Source organism: Massilia sp. YIM B02769 (assembly GCF_030411995.1).
GTDB lineage: Bacteria > Pseudomonadota > Gammaproteobacteria > Burkholderiales > Burkholderiaceae_D > Telluria.
Genome location: NZ_JASNRC010000013.1, coordinates 83,972 through 104,900, shown reverse-complemented (window position 1 = coordinate 104,900; position 20,929 = coordinate 83,972). Strand labels below are relative to the sequence as shown.

General features: G+C 65.7%; 20 protein-coding genes. 9 read left to right on the top strand and 11 right to left on the bottom strand.

Annotation, left to right across the window (positions count from 1 at the left end; all coding sequences use genetic code 11):
- Positions 1-8 precede the first annotated feature (8 nt).
- The 3 genes from deoC to xapA are packed head-to-tail and all read right to left on the bottom strand — an operon-like array spanning position 9 to position 3,018.
- Entirely contained in the window at positions 9-965 is a 957-nt protein-coding gene (gene deoC, locus QPK31_RS20610; RefSeq protein ID WP_290424759.1) for a deoxyribose-phosphate aldolase, read from the bottom strand.
- Complete coding sequence (locus QPK31_RS20605) at positions 962-2,155, bottom strand: phosphopentomutase (RefSeq protein WP_290424758.1); 1,194 nt, start codon at positions 2,153-2,155, stop codon at positions 962-964. Before QPK31_RS20605 ends, deoC begins: the two co-directional genes overlap by 4 nt.
- A 20-nt stretch (positions 2,156-2,175) precedes the next feature.
- Positions 2,176-3,018: a xanthosine phosphorylase gene (gene xapA / locus QPK31_RS20600; RefSeq protein WP_290424757.1), complete on the bottom strand. Its 843-nt coding sequence runs from the start codon at positions 3,016-3,018 to the stop codon at positions 2,176-2,178.
- 346 nt (positions 3,019-3,364) lie between these two features.
- Here xapA and QPK31_RS20595 point away from each other — a divergent pair, with 346 nt between their 5' ends.
- From QPK31_RS20595 to QPK31_RS20585, 3 genes are read left to right on the top strand one after another with little or no spacing between them, the layout of a single operon-like run.
- Positions 3,365-4,465: a carbohydrate kinase gene (locus QPK31_RS20595; protein WP_290424756.1), complete on the top strand. Its 1,101-nt coding sequence runs from the start codon at positions 3,365-3,367 to the stop codon at positions 4,463-4,465.
- Between the two features lie 9 nt (positions 4,466-4,474).
- Entirely contained in the window at positions 4,475-5,389 is a 915-nt protein-coding gene (locus tag QPK31_RS20590; RefSeq protein ID WP_290424755.1) for a pseudouridine-5'-phosphate glycosidase, read from the top strand.
- Positions 5,390-5,399: 10 nt separating this feature from the next.
- On the top strand, positions 5,400-6,302 hold the full coding sequence (locus tag QPK31_RS20585; protein WP_290424754.1) for a LysR family transcriptional regulator: 903 nt from the start codon (positions 5,400-5,402) through the stop codon (positions 6,300-6,302).
- Between the two features lie 200 nt (positions 6,303-6,502).
- Here the strand turns inward: QPK31_RS20585 and pcp are convergent, their stop codons facing one another.
- The 4 genes from pcp to QPK31_RS20565 all read right to left on the bottom strand — a co-directional run bounded on the left by pcp (position 6,503) and on the right by QPK31_RS20565 (position 9,180).
- The gene (pcp, locus tag QPK31_RS20580; RefSeq protein ID WP_290424753.1) at positions 6,503-7,147 is read right to left on the bottom strand and encodes a pyroglutamyl-peptidase I; all 645 of its coding nucleotides are present in this window, start codon (positions 7,145-7,147) and stop codon (positions 6,503-6,505) included.
- Between the two features lie 6 nt (positions 7,148-7,153).
- The gene (locus QPK31_RS20575) at positions 7,154-8,110 is read right to left on the bottom strand and encodes a DUF979 domain-containing protein (protein ID WP_290424752.1); all 957 of its coding nucleotides are present in this window, start codon (positions 8,108-8,110) and stop codon (positions 7,154-7,156) included.
- Positions 8,107-8,799, bottom strand: a complete 693-nt coding sequence (locus QPK31_RS20570; protein ID WP_290424751.1) for a DUF969 domain-containing protein — start codon at positions 8,797-8,799, stop codon at positions 8,107-8,109. The genes QPK31_RS20575 and QPK31_RS20570 overlap by 4 nt, the downstream gene beginning before the upstream one ends.
- 78 nt (positions 8,800-8,877) lie before the next feature.
- Positions 8,878-9,180, bottom strand: coding sequence for a YciI-like protein (locus tag QPK31_RS20565; RefSeq protein ID WP_290424750.1), 303 nt, complete (start codon positions 9,178-9,180; stop codon positions 8,878-8,880).
- Between the two features lie 177 nt (positions 9,181-9,357).
- Here QPK31_RS20565 and QPK31_RS20560 point away from each other — a divergent pair, with 177 nt between their 5' ends.
- The 6 genes from QPK31_RS20560 to QPK31_RS20535 all read left to right on the top strand — a co-directional run bounded on the left by QPK31_RS20560 (position 9,358) and on the right by QPK31_RS20535 (position 16,830).
- A complete protein-coding gene (locus QPK31_RS20560) occupies positions 9,358-10,545 on the top strand; it encodes an SMP-30/gluconolactonase/LRE family protein (RefSeq protein ID WP_290424749.1) in 1,188 nt (395 codons plus the stop codon).
- A 295-nt stretch (positions 10,546-10,840) separates the two neighbouring features.
- Complete coding sequence (locus QPK31_RS20555; RefSeq protein WP_290424748.1) at positions 10,841-11,710, top strand: alpha/beta hydrolase; 870 nt, start codon at positions 10,841-10,843, stop codon at positions 11,708-11,710.
- Positions 11,711-12,111: 401 nt separating this feature from the next.
- Entirely contained in the window at positions 12,112-13,107 is a 996-nt protein-coding gene (locus QPK31_RS20550; RefSeq protein WP_290424747.1) for a BMP family protein, read from the top strand.
- A 133-nt stretch (positions 13,108-13,240) separates the two neighbouring features.
- Complete coding sequence (locus QPK31_RS20545; RefSeq protein WP_308634090.1) at positions 13,241-14,770, top strand: ABC transporter ATP-binding protein; 1,530 nt, start codon at positions 13,241-13,243, stop codon at positions 14,768-14,770.
- A 5-nt stretch (positions 14,771-14,775) separates the two neighbouring features.
- Positions 14,776-15,861 carry an ABC transporter permease gene (locus tag QPK31_RS20540; RefSeq protein ID WP_290424820.1) on the top strand — a complete coding sequence of 362 codons (1,086 nt, stop codon included), beginning with the start codon at positions 14,776-14,778 and terminating at the stop codon, positions 15,859-15,861.
- Between the two features lie 3 nt (positions 15,862-15,864).
- Positions 15,865-16,830, top strand: coding sequence for an ABC transporter permease (locus tag QPK31_RS20535; protein WP_290424745.1), 966 nt, complete (start codon positions 15,865-15,867; stop codon positions 16,828-16,830).
- 179 nt (positions 16,831-17,009) lie between these two features.
- On the opposite strand, the gene QPK31_RS20530 is transcribed toward QPK31_RS20535, so the two are convergent.
- The 4 genes from QPK31_RS20530 to QPK31_RS20515 form a co-directional block, all read right to left on the bottom strand.
- Positions 17,010-18,374, bottom strand: a complete 1,365-nt coding sequence (locus QPK31_RS20530) for a hypothetical protein (protein ID WP_290424744.1) — start codon at positions 18,372-18,374, stop codon at positions 17,010-17,012.
- Between the two features lie 86 nt (positions 18,375-18,460).
- On the bottom strand, positions 18,461-19,309 hold the full coding sequence (locus tag QPK31_RS20525; RefSeq protein ID WP_290424743.1) for a MipA/OmpV family protein: 849 nt from the start codon (positions 19,307-19,309) through the stop codon (positions 18,461-18,463).
- 345 nt (positions 19,310-19,654) lie between these two features.
- Entirely contained in the window at positions 19,655-20,707 is a 1,053-nt protein-coding gene (locus QPK31_RS20520; RefSeq protein WP_290424742.1) for a S1/P1 nuclease, read from the bottom strand.
- A gap of 25 nt (positions 20,708-20,732) precedes the next feature.
- Positions 20,733-20,909, bottom strand: coding sequence for a hypothetical protein (locus tag QPK31_RS20515; RefSeq protein WP_290424741.1), 177 nt, complete (start codon positions 20,907-20,909; stop codon positions 20,733-20,735).
- Positions 20,910-20,929: the final 20 nt, after the last annotated feature.

Below are 20,929 nucleotides of genomic sequence, written 5' to 3'. Positions count from 1 at the left end.
TTCGGTGTTTAAGGTTGCGCGTGGCGGTGGGCGGCCGAGTAGGCGCCGGTCACGTAATGCTCGAGCTGGCGTTCGATGTCGGTCATCAGGCTCGATGCGCCGATGCGGAACAGGTGCGGCTGCAGCCATTCGTTGCCCAGCTCTTCCTTCATCACCGTCAGGTACTGCAGCGCGGACTTGGCGGTGCTGACGCCGCCGGCCGGCTTGTAGCCGACCATGAAGCCGGTCTGCTCGTAGTATTCGCGGATCGCGCGCACCATCACCAGCGACACCGGGATGGTCGCGTTCACGCCTTCCTTGCCGGTCGAGGTCTTGATGAAATCGGCGCCGGCCATCATGCAGACCCACGACGCCTTGGCCACGTTGTCCAGCGTGACCAGGTCGCCGGTGGCGAGAATGGCTTTCACGTGCGCTTCGCCGCAAGCCTTGCGGTAGGCGAGCATTTCGTCGTACAGGGCTTGCCAGTTACCGGTCAACACGTGCTGGCGGGTGATGACGATGTCGATCTCGGTGGCGCCGGCGGCGACAGAGAGTTCGATCTCGCGCAGCTTGGTTTCCAGGCTCGAGAGACCGGCCGGGAAAGCGGTCGACACGGCGGCGATCGGCAGGCGGCCCTTCAGGATCTTGCCGGCCGGTTCGATCATCTCGTGGTAGACGCACACAGCGCCGGTGGTCAGCGATTCCAGGCCCAGGGCCTGCATCAGGTCGGCGCGCAGCGGACGCATCGCCTTCATGCACAGGCGCTCCACGCGGCCCGGCGTGTCGTCGCCGCCCAGGGTGGTCAGGTCCATGCACTCGATGGCGCGGATCAGCCAGGCGGCCTGGTATTCCTTCTTCACCGTGCGGCGGTTGGCCAGGCTGGCGGCGCGGCGGTCGGCCGCATTGCGGTTCACCTTCAGGCTGTTGACCCAGCCGAGGTCGAGGCCGACGGCGGTGTTACGTTTGAAGTCCAGGTTCTGGGTCATAGCAGTGCGGTTCCGTTGGAGAGAGGTTTGACGCCGAGGTGCTTGGCCAGCGTGGCGCCGATGTCGGAGAAGGTGTTCGCGGTCGGCAGTTCCTGCGGCTGCACGTTCGGGCCGAAGAAGATCATCGGGATGTGTTCGCGCGTGTGGTCCGAGCCCGGGGCGGTCGGGTCGCAGCCGTGGTCGGCGGTGATCACGACCAGGTCGCCATCCTTCAGCTTGGCCATGAACTCGGGCAGGCGCGCATCCAGCTCATGCAGCGCGTTCGAGTAGCCGGCGACGTCGCGGCGGTGGCCGAAGTGCATGTCGAAGTCGACGAAGTTCACGAAGCTCAGCGATTTTTCAGGGGCTTCGTCGGCCACTTCCAGCAGGCGGTCGAACAGGGCCATGTTGTCGGGGCCTTTCACTAGGCGGGTCACGCCTTGCGCCGCGAAGATGTCGCTGATCTTGCCGAGGGCGATGACTTCGCCGCCGTCGTTTTTCACGTGATCCAGCAGGGTCGGCGCGGTCGGCGGCACGGCGTAGTCGTGGCGGTTGGACGTGCGCTTGTACTTGCCGTTCTCGCCCAGGAATGGACGCGCGATCACGCGGCCGATGTTATAGGGCTTGACCAGCTCATAGGCCGCTTCGCAGACCTCGTACAAACGATCCAGGCCGAAGTGCTCTTCGTGCGCGGCGATCTGCAGCACCGAGTCGGCCGAGGTGTACAGGATCGGCTTGCCGCTGGCGACGTGCTCGTCGCCCAGTTCGTCGATGATGGTGGTGCCGGACGCATGGCAGTTACCCAGCCAGCCGGGAACCTTGGTGAGTTCCTGCAGCTTGTCGGTCAGCTCTTGCGGGAAGCTCGGCACGGTCTTCGGGAAGTAGCCCCAGTCGAACAGCACCGGCACGCCGGCGATTTCCCAGTGGCCGCTCTGCGTGTCCTTGCCGGTCGACTGCTCGCGCGCGACGCCCCAGGCGCCGGTAAAGCCGTCGCGCTGGTCGAAGCCGGCGGCCCATTCGCCACTGGCCTTGTGCGCGGCGGCGGCCAGGCCGAGGCGCTCGAGGTTCGGCAGCGACATCGGCTTGCCTTCCTTCGCGGCCCATTCCGCGATGTGGCCGAAGGTGTTGGTGCCGGCGTCGCCGTATTTGTCGGCGTCGGGCAGCGCGCCCAGGCCGAAGGAGTCAAGCAGGAGGATGAATGCGCGTGACATTGTTTCGCTCGTGTCGTTGATTAGTTGGCGGCGCGTGGGATCGAAGCCAGGCGCTCGACGAAGGAATGGATCAGGGTGACCAGGTCCTTGGCGGCGATGGCCGCGTACTTCAGGGTCTGCTCGTGCGACAGCGGGAACGGCGACAGGCCTTCGGCCAGGTTGGTGATGGCCGAGACGCCCACCACTTTCAGGCCGCAGTGGCGTGCCGAGATCACTTCCGGCACCACCGACATGCCGACCACGTCGGCGCCCAGGGTCTTGAAGGCGCGGATTTCGGCGGCGGTCTCGAAGTTCGGGCCTGGCGCAGCCAGGTACACGCCTTCGGCCAGGGTGATGTTCTTGTCAAGCGCGGTGGCTTTCACCAGTTCGCGCAGGTCGGCATCGTAGGCGTTGGCCATGCTGAAGAAACGCGGGCCGAAGCGGTCGTCGTTCGGGCCGGCCATCGGGCTGCCCGGCAGCAGGTTGATGTGGTCGGACAGGACGACGACGCTGCCCGCATCGACTTCAGGACGCAGCGAGCCGGCGGCGTTCGTCACCAGCAGCATTTCGCAGCCGAGCAGCTTGAAGGTGCGCACGGCCGAGGTCATCACGTGGGCGCCGTAGCCTTCGTAGAAGTGGCCGCGGCCCTTCATGCAAACCACCGGCACGCCCGCCAGGGTGCCCAGCACCAGCTCGCCCGCGTGGCCGTGCACGGTGCTGATCGGGAAGCCCGGCAGGTCGGCATAGCTGATCGACACGGCATCGAGCATCTGCTCGGCCAGCACGCCAAGGCCGGAGCCGAGGATCATGGCGACGCGCGGCTCGAAGCCCGGCTTGCGGGCGCGGATGACGTCGGCGGCTTCGAATGGGGTATTGCTGGACATGGTTTTCCTTCTTTGAATCTGAATGGGTAAGCGTGAAATGGCGGGAGGCTGTCGTGGGACGTGTCGTGGGGAGCGGCGCTGGAGAGGCAGCGTCCGAGGGGCACCCAAGCAAGACACTGATAAGCCAAAAATTATTCTAACTATGCATTATCCCGGATATGTATGGCAAATACCATTTTTCTTCAGCATTTATATGGCTGACAAATAAATCCACGTAAATTTATGTCCGCTGCATGTTGGCTTACAGATACAATTTAGCTAACAGGACAATATTGTGCAGGCGATGTATTGACTGCGATCAAACATTTGTCTAGTATCGACCAACATTTGTTTATAAGTGCCGACCGTGACTGAACTCTCCAAGAAAGAACAGTTGTACGAGCTGATCCGTGCCAATCCCTTCATTGCGCAACAGGATCTCGCCGCCGAACTTGGGCTTTCGCGCTCGGCCGTTGCCGGCTACATCGCCACCCTGGTGCGCGAACGCCGCCTGCTCGGCCGCGCCTACGTGCTGCCCGACCACCGCCCGATCCTGTGCGTGGGCGCCGCCAACCTCGACCGCAAGCTGCGCGCCGAAGGCACGCTGGCGATGGGGACCTCGAACCCGGCCAGCCAGGTCGAGTCCTTCGGCGGCGTGGCCCGCAACATCGCCGAGAACCTGGCGCGCATGGGCGCGGCGGTCGCCCTGATCACGGCGGTCGGCAACGATTCGTCCGGACGCGCCCTGCTCGCCCACGCCGACAGCGTCGGCATCGACACCCGCGGCGCCTTCAAGCTCGACGACGCGAGCAGCGGCACGTATACCGCAGTGCTCGACGGCGACGGCCAGATGGTGGTGGCCCTGGCCGACATGGCCCTGTACGACCGCATCACCCCGGCCTTCCTGGACACGCGCCAGCAGCAGCGCACCGGCGCCTCGCTGATCGTGGCCGACCTGAACCTGACCCACGATGCGATCGCCACCCTGCAGCGCGACGCCGCGCGCGACGGCGTCTCGCTGATCCTGGTGGCGGTGTCGGAACCGAAGATGAACCGCCTGCCCGCGTCGCTGGTGGGTGTGCGTCTGCTGATCCTGAACGAAGGCGAACTCGCCACCCGCGTCGGCCGGGCACTCGCCAGCGAAGCCGACCTGGCCTCCGCCTGCCGCGAAGTCCAGGCGCAGGGCGCCGAGGACGTCGTGGTCACCCTCGGCGCGCGCGGCGTGCTGTTCACCGTGCCGGGCGGCGGCGCCGAACGCCTCGACGCGCCGCCGGCCGAGGTGGTCGACGTCACCGGCGCCGGCGACGCCTTTGCCGCCGCCCTGGTGCTGTCGCTGCACAGCGGCGGCGCCGACCTGGCCCTGGCCTGCCGCCGCGGCCTGCAACTGTCGGCCATGACGGTCGAGTGCCGCCAGACCGTTTGCCCGCAACTCGCCCCGGACACCTTCGGGACTTTGATTCAAGAATAAGGTCTACCCATGCAATCCTTCCTGCTGTTCTCCCCCGAAGTCTCTGCCGCGCGCAATGCCGGCCTGCCGGTCGTCGCCCTCGAGTCGACCATCATCTCGCACGGCATGCCCTACCCGCAGAACGTGCAGACCGCACGCGAGGTCGAGCAGATCATCCGCGACGCCGGCGCCGTGCCGGCCACCATCGCCATCATCGACGGCAAGATCTGCGTCGGCCTGAACGACGAGCAGCTGGAACGCCTCGGCACCGCGCAGGACGCGATCAAGGTCAGCCGCCGCGACCTGGCCTACGTGCTGTCGCAGAAGCTGCTCGGCGCCACCACCGTGGCCGCGACCATGATCTGCGCCGAACTGGCCGGCATCGAAGTGTTTGTTACCGGCGGCATCGGCGGCGTGCACCGCGGCGCCGAAACCAGCTTCGACATCTCGGCCGATCTGCAGGAACTGGCGAATACGAACGTGGCCGTGGTCTGCGCCGGCGTCAAGTCCATCCTCGATATCGGGCTGACCCTGGAATACCTGGAAACCCATGGCGTGCCGGTGGTGAGCGTCGGCCAGCCCGGCTTCCCGGCCTTCTTCACGCGCGAAAGCGGCTTCAAGGCCGACTTCCAGCTCGATACGCCGGAAGCGCAGGCGTCCTTCATCCGCACCAAGTGGCAGCTCGGCCTGGATGGCGGCGTGGTCGTCAGCAACCCGGTGCCGGCGGCATCGGCCATGCCGAAGGAAGAGATCGACCGCATCACCGAACAGGCATTGAAAGAAGCCGAACAGCAAGGCGTGACCGGCAAGCTGGTGACGCCCTTCCTGCTGGCGCGCATCAAGGAACTCACCGAAGGACGCAGCCTGGCCACCAACATCGCCCTGGTCAAGCACAATGCCCTGATCGGCGCGCGCCTGGCCGTGGCCCTGAACGGAAACGCTTAATCACAAGCTTATGTCGATCGACCTGAAACAGCTGAAGTACTTCCTGGCCGTGGCCGAGGAAAAGAGTTTCAGCCGTGCCGCCGAGCGCCTGCACATTTCGCAGCCGCCGCTCTCGCAGCAGATCATGAAGCTCGAGTCCGAGCTCGGCGTGCGCCTGTTCGCGCGCACCACGCGCAGTTTCGAGCTGACGGTGGCCGGCAAGGCGCTGATGGCGGAAGCCTCCGAGCTGCTGGGCCGGATGCGCATGACGATCGACACCATCCGCCAGATCGACCGCGGCGAAGTCGGACGCCTGCGCGTGGGCATCGTCGGCTCGGCGATGTGGGGGCCGATCCCGAGCCTGCTGGAGCGCTTCCAGACCGAGTTCCCGCGCGTGACCTGGACCCTGCACGAACTGGGACCGGACGAACAGCTGGAAGCGCTGCGCTCGAAGCAGATCGACGTCGGCTTCTGGCGTGAGCCGCGCCTGGACGATGAGGAGCTGAAGGCGGCGCACCTGCGCCAGCAGCTGTGCTTCCGCGAGAACTTCTGCGTGGCCGTGCACAAGGAGCATCCGCTGGCGCGCCAGGAAGCGATCGAGCTGACGGACATCGCCCAGGAGCCGATGCTGACCCTGCACCTGAACCAGTCGGCCGAACCGCGTTATTTGATCCAGTGCTGCGTGAACGCGGGCTTCCAGCCGGCGATCTTCCAGGAAGCGGCCGAGCCGCAGACCCTGCTGGCGATGGTCGGCGCGCGCCTGGGGGTGGCCCTGATGCCGCAGACCACCAGCCGCATCGGCTGGCCGGGCGTCGCCTTCCTGCCGATCCGTACCAATCCGCCGTCGGCGAATCTCTACATCACCACCACCAGCCAGGACGATGCGCCGGTGGTGCGGGCTTTCCTGAAGATCCTGAATCCCGACGGGGAGTGATGCGGGCGGCTGGTGCGCCTGGCATAGGCTTGTTGAACGCGTGGACGGCGTTCGGGCAGCGTTGACATACCCGCCCGGGTGTAGCCGTCCACCCTACGTCATGGATACCGGCCGTATTACGTAGGGTGGACGGCTATACCCGAGGGTATGCGTTCACGCGGCCGGTGCGCCGTCCACGCGTCCAGCCCACGCCGGCAAGATCAGTGCGTCGCGCCGCCCACCGCCGCCGTATCCGCCCCACCCCGCACCGCCACCTCGACCGCCGCGCGCAAGCCCTCGACAATCTCTTCCAGCGCCATCCCCGGCGCGCCGGCAAACGCCGCCGCCTGCTCGGGCAAATACGGCACGTGGATGAAGCCGCCGCGAATGGCGGTGCCGGCGATCCGGTGCATCAGCCCATAGAACACGTGGTTGCAGACAAAGGTGCCGGCCGTCTGCGACACCGAGGCGCGCAGGCCGCGCTCGCGCATGTCGGCGACGATGGCCTTGATCGGCAGGGTCGCGAAGTAGGCCGCCGGGCCGTCTTCGGCGATGGCCGCATCCACCGGCTGCTGCCTGTCGTTGTCGACGATGGGGGCATCGTCGACATTGATCGCCACGCGCTCGACGGTGAGGTCGGCGCGGCCGCCGGCCTGGCCGACGGCAATCACCACGTCCGGCTTGATCTCGTCGATGGCGCCGGCCAGCACCCGGTTGGCGAAGCCGAACACGCAGGGCAGCTGCAGCACCTCGATCAGGAAATCGTCGCCGCTCCAGCCCTTGAGCGCACGCACCGCTTCCCAGGCCGGGTTGACGGTGGCGCCGTTGAAAGGCTCGAAACCGGTCAGCAGGACAGTTTTTTTCATAGTGGGCTAAGGCTTCATCAGGAAGTAGAGGAGGACGATGTTCGCCGCCAGCAGCGGCAGCGCGGTCGGAATCTGCGCCTTGATCACCGCGTTTTTGTCAGGCAACTCCAGGAGCGCCGCGGGGACGATATTAAAGTTCGCCGCCATCGGCGTCATTAATGTGCCGCAATACGCACTGAACATGCCGATGGCAGCCATGATGGCCGGATCGGCGCCATACACCTTCACCAGGACCGGAATGCCGATGCCGCCGGCAATCACCGGAAAGGCCGCGAAGCCATTGCCCATGATGATAGTGAACACCGCCATGGCGATGCAATACAAGGCCACGGCGGCGAAGCGCGAATCGACGTCGAACCAGCTGGTGCTGACCTGGGCCACCGCCTTGCCCACGCCGGCCTCGGTGAACAGCAGGCCGAGCACGGCCAGCATGTGCGGCAGGGTCACCGCCCAGCTCATGGCGTCGACCAGGCGCCGCGCCTCGCGTACACCCTGCACCGGCGTCGCTTTGGTCAGCCAGCAGGCGGCGCCGATGGCCAGCAGCGAACCCAGGCCCAGGCTGGCCAGGGTCAGGTGGGATTGGTCGAACAGCAGCCAGTCGCCGATGCGCACTTCCTTCAGCACGGTGGCGCCGAGCACGGTCACGACCGGAATCACCAGCGCCGGCAGGAACAGTTGATGGCCGAGGCGCGCGGCACTGGCGCGGCGGGTGGCTTCGTCCAGCGTGCCATGCTTGCCCTGGCGCACCAGGCCGCAACCGGCCAGCAACGCCATCGCGATCATGATCGCACCGGCCGCCGCCGCCGGAATGACGTCGCCGGCGAGATAAATGAAAGCGTACAGGCCCCAGAACAGCGCACTGGTGAAGCGGCGCGGATGGTCCTTGTCGAGCAGGGTCAGGAGCGCGACGGTACCGAGCAGCAGGCCGACGAGCACATATAAGAATTGCAGCGAAAAAATCACTTGCCCGCTCCTTCGCGGTGGATCGCGGCGTCCAGGCGGCGCAGGTTCCAGCTGTGGATCACGAAGGCGCAGATCGCGGTCGGGATGCCCCACAGCGCCATGTGCAGCGGATCGACCTCGATGCCCTCGGCGCGCAGGATGGTCTGCATCAGCACGATGGCGCCGAAGGCCACGAAGATGTCTTCGCCAAAGAACAGTCCGACGTTGTCGGTGGCGGCGGCCATGGCGCGGATGCGGTAGCGCAGCTTGTCGGACAGCTTGCCGTTGCGCGCCTCGGCCGCGCCTTCGGCCAGGGGCGCCACCAGCGGACGCACCATCGACGGCTGGCCGCCCAGGCTGGTGAGGCCGGCGGCGGCCGTGGTCTCGCGCAGGAACAGGTAGACGATCAGCAGGCGCCCGGCGGTGGCCGAGCGGATCTTCGCGATGCTGGCCATCGCGTGCTCCTTCAGGCCGAAGCGCTCGAGCAGGCCGACGGCGGCCAGCGGCAGCAGCAGGACCAGCGGTAAATTACGCGTCTTGACGAAGGCCGTGCCGAGCGACTCGAGCAGGTGCAGGAAGGGCATGGCGGCCGCGGCGCCGGTAACGCCGCAGGCGGCGACCACCACCAGCACGGGATTGGCACGCAACAGGAAGCCGGCGGCGATGACGGCCACGCCCAGCAGCGGCCACAGGTTGACAGCGGTTTGCAATACGGTCTCCGGCTTGAATGATTAGCCGGATGAGTTTAACCGAAGGCGGATTGCCTTAGTGAAACCGCTGAGGGGGCTTTATTCGGGACGCACCGGATTCCCGGCCAGGTCGCCCACCACCGTATTCCAGCGCCGCACGTGGAAGGCGCGCACCAGGCCGTGTGTGACATACGGGTCCCTGGCGGCGAACAGCTGCGGCACTTGCGGGCTGTGGACATCGAACAGGAGCATCGCGCGGTCGGCCGGCTCGTCGAGTGCGCCGGCCAGCACCATCTCGCCGCGTTCCTGGGCTTCCCAGGCCAGGCGCAGGTGTTCGTTGCGGAACTCGGCGCGGCGTTCGAGATAGTCGGGAGCGAGATCGTAGATGAGCAGATAATGCACGGTGTCTCCGGTGTTATTCGATAGTAAGGAGCCATAGTAACCCACATGCGGACCGCTGCGCAGTTCTGGCGTGCACCCGCGCACGCTTGATCGCGCTCATACTTGGAACGCCGTGCCTCACTAATCTCGATACGGTCACGAACGGCAAGCCGCCGACGTCCAGCCCAAGGAGATGCCATGTCCCCGACTATCTTCGCTCCACTGTTGCGCTTCCTGCGCCGATCCGGCGTGCGCATCGGGGCGCTGCTCCTGTCCACCGTCCTTGCCGCGTGCGGCGGCGGTGTCTCGCTCGGTTTCGGCTACGTCGACTACGACGACGACCATGATTATCCGCACAAGCCGGACTGGCCGGGCGGCGGCTCCGCGTCGGACCCCGGCATCTTCCTGATCGCCGGCGGATTGTGCCCCACCTGCGGCGGATCGCTCGACGGCTCCGGCTCGGCCGCCCGCTTCGATGCGCCCGAGGGCATCGTGCTCGGGCCCGACGGCAATTTGTACGTGGCCGAACGCGCGAGCGGCACCATCCGCAAGGTCTCGCAGCAGGGCGTGGCGGTCACCCTGGCCGGCAGCGCCGGTGCGCCCGGCAGCGCCGACGGCGCCGGCGGCGCGGCGCGCTTCAACGCCCCCACCCGCCTCGAAGCCGACATCGACGGCAACCTGTACGTCACCGACAGCGGCAACTCGACCATCCGCCAGGTAAGCGCGGGCGGCGCCGTCACCACGCTCGCCGGCGCCGCCGGCCAGTGCGGCAGCCAGGATGGCAGCGCCGGCAATGCGCGCTTCTGCAACCCGCAGGGCATCACGCTCGACCGCAACGGCAACCTGTACGTGGCCGACACCATGAACCACACCATCCGCCGCATCGACCGCAACAACGCCGTCACCACCGTGGCCGGCGTGGCCGGCGCCTGCGGCAGCGCCGACGGACGCGGGAACGCCGCCCGCTTCTGCGAACCGCGCGACATCGAGGTCGACGACGACGGCTACCTGTACGTGGCCGACACGGCCAACTCGACGATCCGCGAAATCTCGCCTTCCGGCGAGGTACGCACGATTGCCGGCGCGGCCGGGCAATGCGGCACCGCCGACGGCCCCGGCGCCAGCGCGCGCTTCTGCAACGCCGCCGCGCTGACGATGGACGGCGCCGGCACGCTGTTCGTGGCCGATACCGGCAACGGCAGCATCCGCCGCATCGCCACCTCGGGCACGGTCAGCACCGTGGTCGGCACGCCCGGCACGCAGAACGTGGTGCTCGGCCCCCTGCCCGGCAGCCTGAACGCGCCGCGCGGCATCACGGTGCTGGCGGCCGGGTCGCTGGCTGCGACCTCGCAGAACATGGTCTTGAAGCTGGTGCCGGCGCGCTAAGTACTCGACCGGAAATAAATGTGAGTTTTGGCAAACAGAACCGGATGCAGTGCAAGGCGGCGAGCGCGCCGCAGTGCGAGCACTGCAAGCGCGAGCCAACGCAGCAACGCGCCGGTTATGGAAGCCAAAAACACATTTATTTATGGGTGAGTACTTAGACCACAGCGATGCCGGATGCATGGCCGGCGGCGTTGCTGTTGCGCAAATCATACTGTCTCGCTAGCTCAGCCTGATGTTGCAGTGCATGGCGATGTGCCGCACAGAAGAGTTGCCAGCAGGAGCGTAGACTGTACACATGAACACATCGAAAAAAATGGCGGCAGGGATGGCGGGATTCGCCAGCGTGTTGTGGCTGGGCCTGACGGCTGCGGTAGCAGCCAACCAGCGCCGGCTGGTGTTCAACCCGACCATCATCCCCGAGGTCAATAGTCCGCGCAGCAGCGGCCATCGCACCCGCCCGATCGTCCTGCGCGCAAAAGACGGCACCCGCCTGTGCGGCTGGCTGATGACGCCGCGCGTGCCGGGTCCGCGTCCGGCAGTGCTGTATTTCGGCGGCCGCTCCGAGGAAGTGTCCTGGGTGGTGCGCGACGCCGGCAATCTGTTCCCGAACATGACCGTGCTGGCGATGAACTACCGCGGCTACGGCAATTCCCAGGGCATCCCCGACGAAACCCTGATGATCGACGACGGCTGCACCTTGTACGACTGGCTGGCGGCCCTCGGCCAGGTCGACGCGCGCCGCATCGCCGTGGTCGGGCGCAGCCTCGGTTCCGGCGTGGCCGTGCAAGTGGCCAAGGAACGCGCCGCCCACTCGGTGGTCTTGATCACGCCCTACGATTCGATCCTGGCGATCGCCAAGCGCAAGTTCCGCGCGATGCCGATCGAATACATGCTGCGCCACCGCTTCGAGTCGATCAAGTACGCGCCTTCGCTCACCGTGCCCACTTGCGTGCTGCGTGCCGAAAGCGACGACATCGTGCCCCATTCGCACACCGACCAGCTGTGCGGCAAGCTGGCGAACCTGATCGCCGACGAGATCGTCCCCGGCTCGGACCACCTGAACATCCCCTACCTGGAAGCCACCCAGGTGCGCGTCGCCAACTTCCTGACCGAGCGCTTCCGCCAGCCTTTGCCCGCCCCGCAACTTGTCGAAACTGTGGCGTGATGGAAAAAAATGCCGAATGTTGTCGGCATTTATATTTCCCTCGAATAAATTGCCAAGTAAAATCGTATTTGTCTTGCATCCACGGGCTGATGCATATTTGACAGGTTGAGCTGCGCAGGTTCCGCTACCCGGCGCCACGCAGCCCCATGGCCGGACCACCCTTCCCCCTTGCTGTTGCATTGCTGCGACATTCGCGCACGCCAGGCATGGGAGAAGGCCCCGGATACAAATCGTAACCCCATGAAACGTTCGGGGCTGACACAATCCGCACGGTAAAAAATTCGTGCGCCCAGCGTCCTGTGCCCGGCACGGAACGAAGGCGCCTTTGCCTTGCCTTTATGCCGCCCTTCCCAACGCAGCCGTTGCGCCGGGTACAATATCGAAATTCCAGGAGCTATTTCATGAAATTCAAGCAACTCAGCATGACGATTGCAGCACTGTGCATCGCCGGTTCGGCCAGCGCAGCCAATCCGAAACTGGGCATCGTCTACGATGCCGGCGGCAAGTTCGACAAGTCGTTCAACCAGTCCGCTTTCGAAGGCGCCGAGCGCTTCAAGAAAGAAACGAACATCCCCTACATCGAAGTCCAGGCCAACAGCGATACCCAGGCCGAGCAGGTGATGCGCGGCCTCGCGCGCAAGAAGCTCGACATGATCGCCGCCATCGGCTTCTCCCAGACCCAGGCCGTGGCCAAGGTCGCCAAGGAATTCCCGAAGGTCAAGTTCGTCCTGATCGACAGCGTCGCGCCGGGCGCGAACGTGAACTCGATCATGTTCAAGGAACAGGAAGGCTCCTACCTGGTCGGCGTCGCCGCCGCCATGGCCTCGAAGTCGAAGAAGATCGGCTTCGTCGGCGGCATGGACATTCCGCTGATCCGCGCCTTTGCCTGCGGCTACGCCCAGGGCGCCAAGGCCCAGCAGCCGAAGATCGACATCGTCTCGAACATGGTCGGCACCACCGCCGCGGCCTGGAATGACCCGGCCAAGGGCGGCGAACTGGCACGCCAGCAATTCGACCGCGGCGCCGACGTCGTGTTCGCCGTGGCCGGCGGCTCGGGCATGGGCGCCCTGCAGATGGCCAAGGAAAAAGGCAAGCTGGCGATCGGCGTCGACTCGAACCAGAACTACCTCCACCCGGGCAACATGCTGACCTCGATGGTCAAGCGCGTCGACGTGGCGATCTACGACTCCTTCATGCAGGTCAAGAACAACACCTGGAAAGGCGGCACCACGTATAAGGGCCTGAAAGAAGGCGGCGTCGACTGGGTGCTGGACAAGGACAACCGCAAGGTCGTCACCCCGGAAATCGAAAAACGTGTGAACGGCGTGAAAGCCGACATCATCAACGGCAAGATCAAGGTCATCGACTACCGCGCAGGCAGCAGCTGCCCGGTCTGATTTTCATCTCGTTTTGACGACAGCGCGCCGCGCCGGAGCCTCCGGCGCGGCGCGCTTTTAATGCGTTGAGCTGGCCGCCGTGCCACTCAATGCATTCATCATTTTTAAGCAAACATTTTTACGACACATCGCTATGCAGCCAGCCGTAGAATTTCGCAATATAAGCAAGGTCTTCGGGCCGGTGCAAGCGAACGCTGACGTCAGCTTCACGATCGCCAAGGGGTCCATCCATGGCGTCATCGGGGAGAACGGCGCCGGCAAATCCACCCTGATGAGCATCCTGTACGGCTATTACCATGCCGACAGCGGGCAACTCCTGATCGATGGCCAGGCACGGAACATCCGTAGCAGCCAGGAAGCCATCGATCTCGGCATCGGCATGGTCCACCAGCACTTCATGCTGGTCGAAAACATGACCGTGCTCGATAACGTGATGCTGGGTGCCGAGGGCGGCTTCATGCTGGCTGCAAAACGCAAGGAAGTCGAGAACACCCTGCGCGAGATCTGCACGCGCTACCGCCTCGACGTCGATCCGCTGGCCACCATCCACGATCTGTCGGTGGGCGCCCAGCAGCGCGTCGAGATCCTGAAGCAGATCTACCGCAGCGCCAACATCCTGATCCTGGACGAGCCGACCGCCGTGCTCACCGCCCAGGAAACCGCGTCCCTGTTCGAAATCCTGCGCCTGTTCAAGGACCAGGGCAAGACCATCATCCTGATCACCCACAAGCTGCAGGAGATCATGGACATCACCGACCAGGTGACGGTGATGCGCGCCGGCCGTGTGGCGGGCGCCGTCACGACCAGCGAGACCTCGAAGGAACAGCTGGCCAACATGATGGTCGGCCGTCCGATCGAAGGCAACCTGCCGCGCAAGCCTTTCAATCCCGGCGCGCCGGTGCTGAAGGTGAATAACCTGCAGCTGCAGGATGCGAGCAAGGTGCAACTGCTGGCCGACATCAACCTGACCGTGCGCGCCGGCGAGATCGTCGCGATTGCCGGCGTCTCGGGCAATGGCCAGAGCGAACTGATGGAAATCCTGGCCGGCATGCGCCTGCCGACGTCCGGCCAGGTCGAACTCGAAGGCAAGCAGCTTCCCTACGCCGGCCGCTCGAACGCCGATGGCCTGCCCTACACCTTCCGCCAGCTCGGCATCGGCCACGTGCCGGAAGACCGCCTGCGCGACGGCGTGATCAAGGATTACTCGGTGATGCAGAACACGGTGTTCGGCTACGAGCACCGCGTGAAGAACCGCTGGGGCCTGTTCGATTTCGACGCCATCACGAAGCGCTGCGCCCACCTGCTGCAGGCCTTCGACGTACGTCCGAACAACCCCGACCTGCGCATCGGCCTGCTCTCCGGCGGCAACCAGCAAAAGGTCGTCATCGCGCGCGAAGTCTCGGCCCAGCCGAAACTGATGCTGGTCGGCCAGCCGACCCGCGGCGTCGACATCGGCACCATCGAATCGATCCATACCCAGCTGCTGCGCCTGCGCGACGAAGGCGTGGCGATCCTGCTGGTCTCGGTGGAGCTGGAAGAAGTGCGCGCCCTGGCCGACCGCATCGTGGTCATGTCCGGCGGCCGCGTCACCGGCGAGCTGAACATTGAAGAATTCGACACCACCCGCATCGGCCTCCTGATGGGCGGGATGCACAAGTCATGAAACAGATGAAAACCACCGAACTGCCACGCTGGGCGACGGGCATCGTCCTGCCGCTCCTGAACCTGCTGTCGGCGCTGCTGGTCGCCGCGCTCGTCATCCACCTGCTGGGCGAAAGCCCGGTCGAATCGATGAAGATCCTGATCGACTCGGCCGTCGTGAATCCGGAAGGCCTGGGCTATACCCTGTTCTACGCCAGCACCTTCGTGTTCACGGGCCTGGCTGTGTCGATCGCCATGAAGGCCGGCCTGTTCAACATCGGCGCCGAAGGCCAGATGTACTTCGGCGGCCTCGGCCTGGCATTGGCCATGCTGTCGTTCGACGCGACACTCTCGCCCTGGCTGCTGATTCCGCTGGCCCTGCTGGGAAGCGCCCTGTTCGGCGCCTTGTGGGCCTTCGTGCCCGGCTACCTGCAGGCCAAGCGCGGCAGCCACGTGGTGGTCACGACCATCATGTTCAACTTCATCGCCGCCAGCCTGATGAACTTCATCATCGTGAAGTACCTGCTGCCCGAAGGCGAACAGAATCCGGCCACCCGCGTGTTCTCGGACGCCGCCGCCCTGCCGACCCTGAACGCCTGGCTGCCCTTCTTCGGCGATTCGCCGCTGAACATCGGCTTCCCGATCGCCATCGTCGCCCTGGTCATCTACGGCGTGGTGGTGTCGCGCTCGACCTGGGGCTACCAGCTGCGCGCCACCGGCCTGAACCAGCACGCCGCCCACTACGCCGGCGTGCGCATCAGCCGCATGATCATCGTCGCCATGCTGATCTCGGGCGCCCTGGCCGGCCTGGCCTCGGTGAATTCGATCTTGGGTTCGACCCACTACTTGAGCCTGAACTTCCCGCAAGGCGCCGGCTTCATCGGCATCGCGATCGCCCTGATGGGCCGCCAGCATCCGATCGGCATCTTCCTCTCCTCGGTGCTGTTCGGCGCGCTGATCCAGGGCGGTTTCGACCTGTCGCTGGAAAAACCGAACATCCCGGTCGAGACCTTTGTCTTCATCCAGGGCCTGATCATCCTGTTCTGCGGCGCGATGGAAAACCTGTATGGTCCCGCGCTCCTGAAACTGATCAACGCAACACGCAAGGGTTAAATCATGGAAGGCTTTGATATCGCCAATATCGTCGTCTCGACGATCCGCAACGCACCGGTGCTGATGTTCGCCGCGCTGGCCGGCCTGTTCGCCGAACGCAGCGGCGTCGTCGACATCGGCCTCGAGGGCAAGATCCTCGCCTCGGCCTTCGTGTCGGCCGCGGTCGGCTACACGACGCAAAATCCGTGGCTGGGCATCGCCGCCGGCATCGCCGTCTCGGTGGCGCTGGCCATGGTCCAGGCCTTTGTGTCGATCACGCAGAAGGGCAACCAGCTGGTGGCCGGCATCGCGATCAACATCGCCATGGGCGGCCTGACCTTCGTCGTCGCCCAGTACATCTTCCAGCAAGGCGGCCGCACCCCGGACCTGGGCGCGGCGCGCCTGAGCACCGTGGCGCTGCCGGGCGCCGAGGCCCTGGCCGGCGTGCCGGTGCTGGGCTGGATCTGGAACAGCCTGCTCGGCGGCCACTCGCCGCTGGTCTACCTCGCCTTCCTGCTGCTGCCGGTGGTGCACTGGGTGGTCTACCACAGCCGCTTCGGCCTGCGCCTGCGCGCCTGCGGAGAAAACCCGCACGCCGCCGATGCGGCCGGCATCTCGGTCGAGCGTACCCGCTACCTGGCCATGCTGGTGGCCGGCGTGCTGTGCTCGTTCTCGGGCGCCTACCTGTCGATCGTGCAAAGCGGCTTCTTCCTGCGTGACATGTCGGCCGGCGCCGGCTACTTGGCCCTGACGGCCCTGGTGTTCGGCAACTGGCGTCCGCTGCAGACCGTGCTCGGCTGCCTGATGTTCGCGTTCTTCCAGGCCGTGCAGATCCAGATCGAAGGCGTCGACCTGCCGGTCGTGGGCCGCATCCCGGGTTCGCTGATCCAGATGATTCCGTACGTCGTCACCGTGGTCGTGCTGGCCGGCTTGATGGCCAAGTCGGTGGCGCCGAAGGCGGTGGGCAAGCCCTTCGTCAAATCGCGCTGAGCGCGGCTTGATCGACAAGAGAAGGCGGCCGATTGGCCGCCTTTTTATTTGAGGTAGCGGGAGCAACGTAGGGTGGGCGCCCCCGTGCCCACGCGTGAACTTCGATCATTGTTGGCGTGTTTGGCCGTTATTCAAGCCAACCATGATCATGCTTCACGCGTGGGCACGGGGCGCCCACCCTACCTCTGCGCCTTGCCGGATGCATCCAGCTTGCGCAGCGCATGCGCCTTGCCCGTCATCGCCTCGTGCCAGGCCGGCAGCACGCGGAAGGTCAGCGCCAGGTCGTAGTCGCCGGGTATGCTGCCGACATCCATCGGCACGTCCCCGGCACGGTTCTGGAACCAGCGCAGCCATTCCACCGAGCCCGGCGCCGGCGAATTCATGTAGGGCGCGCCGGCCTTGGCGTCGGCATCCGCTGCCGGTGCGGCCAGCGGCATGAAGAAGGAGGCCATGCCCTGCCTGGGATTGGCCACGTTCCACTGCGACGCGCCGTGGCAGCTGAGGCAGGACGAATTCGCGGCGTTCCGGCTCAGGACCCGCCCGCCCTCCCCGGCCACCGAGATATCGTTCAAGGCATGGTCGTTCGGCCCCGACAGGCGCCCGCCCCAGCCCAGGGTCTCGGTCGCATACGGCGGCGCGTTCGGATTGACCCAGGTTTCCTGCAGCGCGGCGCCCGGATCCAGCGCGCTGTTGGCCTGCGGATCGTTGCCCCACTGCGCGCCGAGCGGCACCATCTGGTCCCACACGCCGGCGCTGCCCGGGCGCGTGTCCTTGTCGTAGACCAGGGTCGTGAACACCCAGCCGGTCTGCGGCGCCGACCGGGTGTCCTTGACCACGATGTCGACCTGCATCAGGTAGGCCTTGTCCAGTTTGGGACGGTCGTTGTGGCCGGTGGTGGCGTTCGCCGTCATCATCATCGGCCAGGCCAGCGCGCCTTCCATTGCCGGCCAGGTGGCCGGGTCGGCGGTGGTGAAGGCCAGCTTGACGGTGATCGATCCCTCGGCATACTGGGTCGCGCCGCCGTCCAGCACCGGGGCATTCGGGTTGCGGCCCCAGATCTTGCCGAGGGTCTGGGCCGCGGTGCGGTTGTAATAGGTCAGCACATAGGTGGTGAAGGGTTTCGCCAGGCCGCTTTTCGGGAACAGCGTGTTGTCGACCTTCTCGATCCCCACCAGCATGCCGTGCACCGGTTCGCGCTGGGCGCCCAGCCAGGGGTCGTTGTACCAGCCGCGCTTCGCCGCGTTCCAGTCCGGGTAGTCGGTCAGCAGCGTGGCCATGTCGCGCGCGATGGTGTCCTTCAGCGCCTGCGTGTAGGCCGGCGCGGTCGCCGTGGTGATGGCGCCGTTGCCGATGGCCGCGCGCCAGGGCATGTAAGGGGCCGGGAGGCCGGACGGGTAGTTGTAGCTGAGCTTGAACAGCGGCCCGGCATAGTCGGCCGGCGGCAGCGTGCCGTTGTGGTCGGCGTAAGGGTTGACGCTGGCAGCGATCGCGCCGAGCGCGAGCAAACTGCCGGCCAGGCAGAGGCATGCATTGCGGATGAGCATTTTCGTTTCCTTGAATGGAGGGCGAACAGCTCATCTTCCGCGCGGAGGGCGGCCACGACTTGTGGCCGGACAAGGCCTGGGCCTGATCAGTCTCTTGCCATGGACTGCGAGCGCCAGAACGTCCACGACACCCCGATGCCGCCCGACACGCCGTTGTTCTTGCGGTGCAGCGGGCTGTCGTCGTTGGCGCCGACGCCATAGTTTTCGGCGCGCACGTAGCCGAACACGCGCACATCCGGATTGATCTGGCGCGCCGCAAACGCGCCTGCGCGCACCAGGACCAGGCCGGACCTGGCGGCGTAGGCCGGACGGCTGGCGGTGGCGTACTGCGGCGCCACTTCGTAGAAGTAACGGTTGATCTTGCCGTCGCCGACGACGGCGGACAACTGGGTATCGAACATCCATTTGCCGTCGGCGCTGCGGCGCTCGTAGACCAGGCGCGGCTCGAAGGTGTAGCCCTGGTGGCGCACGCCGCTGCGCACCTCGAACACCGCGCGCAGCGGCAGCTCGGCGCGCAGGCCGCTGTGGGCGTCGAAGCGGGCCAGGCGCAGCTTCAGGCGCGGGCCGAATTCGCCCAGCGCGCCGAGGTCGGGCATGCCGACGCGGGCGGCGACATCGTCGGACTTGGCCGGCAGCGAGGCCGCCAGGCCGACGTCGAGCTCCGCCACCTCGCTGCGGAACAGGCGCGCGCCAATGCCGGACTGGTCGGCACGGAAGATCTTGCCGCGGTAGATGAGGGTCGGGATCGCCAGCACCCGCGTTTCGCGGTCGTCCGCGCCGGGATAGGCCGGCGTGCTGATGGCGCCCAGGCCCAGGCCGAGTTCCCACAGCGGGCGACCGGGCGGTTCGCTCGGCGACACCGCCGAATCGATGATCTGGGCCGAGGCGGTCAGGGAGCAGGCAAGGCCGGCGAAGGCGAGCAGGAGCTTGTTCATGTGGGGAGCGAAAAGGCGCGGCGCGCGGAGTTGCAATATTAGCAGGGCCGCGCCATTAACACGTACGGTGGGCACGCCGTGCCCACGCTGTTACGGGCGTATGCTGCGGACACGTACGGGGAGGTGTCGCCCGCACAGCATGCGATGGACGGCCTGGTGGCTTCGCTCGTCGTTTCGAGCGATATGTCACCGCAGCAGGTGCATGGACAAGCACGTCACCGCGTGGGCACGGGGTGCCCACCGTACGCGTTCACCGTTCCGGATATAACAGCGTTAGCGACTGCGCAAATAAAAAAGCCGCAGCTTGCGGCTGCGGCCCTTCTCAATACATCAACGCCGCAGCAATCAGCCGTAGATCGCCTTCAACACCTCGGCCAGCTTGTAGCCGCCCTTGATCAGCTGTTCCTTGGCCACCTGCGAGCTCGGCACCGGATAATTGTCCGGCACTTCCAGCGTGAACGTGTAATACACGTCGCCCTTCTTGCTCGTCTGCGGCACCAGCTTGCCCGGCACGACGTCGCCATATGCCGCTTTCGACGCGACCAGGCTGTCGTCCGCCCACTGGTAAGGCCAGGTGGCGAGCTCGCCGGTATTCGCCTTGATGACCGGATTGCCGGCGATCGCCGCGTCGGCGAACTGGTCCGGGGTCCTGGTGCGGATGCGGCGGAAGGCGTAGTCCACCGTGGTGCTGTCCCAGTACGAGTGGAAGGGTTTCGTGAGCGCCTTCGGCACGCCTTCCTTGATGGGTTTCGGATCGCCCGGCGGGATCACTGCATTGCTCAGCTGGGTCAAGCGTTCGTCGTCCAGCAGCAAATTGTTGCCGCCGCGCGAATCGAAGATCGCCGCTTCGTCGACTTCCGCATGGGTCTTCGGCACCACGAACTTGCCGTCCTTGCTCACGAAAGCCGCGCCCACGTGCAGCGGCTGGTGGATGTCGCCGACCATGTGGGTCAGCAGGATCAGGGCCTGGCGCTTGGTGAAATTGTGCGGATTCAGGGCCGGATCGGTCTTGCCCTGCAGGACGGCAATCGCCTGTTTCAGCGTCTGCACGATGTCGTGCTCGCTCGTGCCCACGCCATGGTCGTGGTAGTGCTCGAGCTGGAACGGCACGTCGGTGTAGTGGTACTCGCTGTGCTTCGGATTGGCATTCGTGTAGGCGACCATTTCCGGCGACTGCGGGCCGCAATAAGTGCCTTTCACGCAGTCCGGCCAGTTGGCGATCGATTGCAGGGTCTCGCCCGGCTGCAGGAGCGCGGCGATCTGCTTCTCGGCGTTCGTGCCCTTCAGCAGGCGGTCGGCGATGGCGCCCACTGCGCGGTGGCCGTCGCCGCCCCAGGCGGCCGCGTCAAACGAAACGAAGGCGCTTGCCAGCGCCAGTACACAAGCTAGTTTTTTCATGATGTCCTTCGGATGAAGCGTTTGGTTATTGCTGCAGCCCGAGCAGGAGCGACATGACGGCCATGATGGCAGCCGCCAGCGCGCCCAGCATCAGGAGGCGGCGGCCCGGGCTCAGGGAAGATTTCAGCAGCAGGCGCTTGACGACGGTAATGCCGATCACGGCCAGCGCCACGGCCAAGATGACAACGGTTTGTTGGTCCATGTTCAGTTCGCCTTTCAGTT

Excerpts from the sequence above, each read along its gene's own strand:
- deoC (WP_290424759.1), bottom strand. The coding sequence starts at position 965 with ATGACCCAGAACCTGGACTTCAAACGTAACACCGCCGTCGGCCTCGAC.
- QPK31_RS20605 (WP_290424758.1), bottom strand. The coding sequence starts at position 2,155 with ATGTCACGCGCATTCATCCTCCTGCTTGACTCCTTCGGCCTGGGCGCG.
- xapA (WP_290424757.1), bottom strand. The coding sequence starts at position 3,018 with ATGTCCAGCAATACCCCATTCGAAGCCGCCGACGTCATCCGCGCCCGC.
- QPK31_RS20590 (WP_290424755.1), top strand. The coding sequence starts at position 4,475 with ATGCAATCCTTCCTGCTGTTCTCCCCCGAAGTCTCTGCCGCGCGCAAT.
- QPK31_RS20585 (WP_290424754.1), top strand. The coding sequence starts at position 5,400 with ATGTCGATCGACCTGAAACAGCTGAAGTACTTCCTGGCCGTGGCCGAG.
- pcp (WP_290424753.1), bottom strand. The coding sequence starts at position 7,147 with ATGAAAAAAACTGTCCTGCTGACCGGTTTCGAGCCTTTCAACGGCGCC.
- QPK31_RS20560 (WP_290424749.1), top strand. The coding sequence starts at position 9,358 with ATGTCCCCGACTATCTTCGCTCCACTGTTGCGCTTCCTGCGCCGATCC.
- QPK31_RS20555 (WP_290424748.1), top strand. The coding sequence starts at position 10,841 with ATGAACACATCGAAAAAAATGGCGGCAGGGATGGCGGGATTCGCCAGC.
- QPK31_RS20550 (WP_290424747.1), top strand. The coding sequence starts at position 12,112 with ATGAAATTCAAGCAACTCAGCATGACGATTGCAGCACTGTGCATCGCC.
- QPK31_RS20545 (WP_308634090.1), top strand. The coding sequence starts at position 13,241 with ATGCAGCCAGCCGTAGAATTTCGCAATATAAGCAAGGTCTTCGGGCCG.
- QPK31_RS20540 (WP_290424820.1), top strand. The coding sequence starts at position 14,776 with ATGAAAACCACCGAACTGCCACGCTGGGCGACGGGCATCGTCCTGCCG.
- QPK31_RS20535 (WP_290424745.1), top strand. The coding sequence starts at position 15,865 with ATGGAAGGCTTTGATATCGCCAATATCGTCGTCTCGACGATCCGCAAC.
- QPK31_RS20530 (WP_290424744.1), bottom strand. The coding sequence starts at position 18,374 with ATGCTCATCCGCAATGCATGCCTCTGCCTGGCCGGCAGTTTGCTCGCG.
- QPK31_RS20525 (WP_290424743.1), bottom strand. The coding sequence starts at position 19,309 with ATGAACAAGCTCCTGCTCGCCTTCGCCGGCCTTGCCTGCTCCCTGACC.
- QPK31_RS20520 (WP_290424742.1), bottom strand. The coding sequence starts at position 20,707 with ATGAAAAAACTAGCTTGTGTACTGGCGCTGGCAAGCGCCTTCGTTTCG.
- QPK31_RS20515 (WP_290424741.1), bottom strand. The coding sequence starts at position 20,909 with ATGGACCAACAAACCGTTGTCATCTTGGCCGTGGCGCTGGCCGTGATC.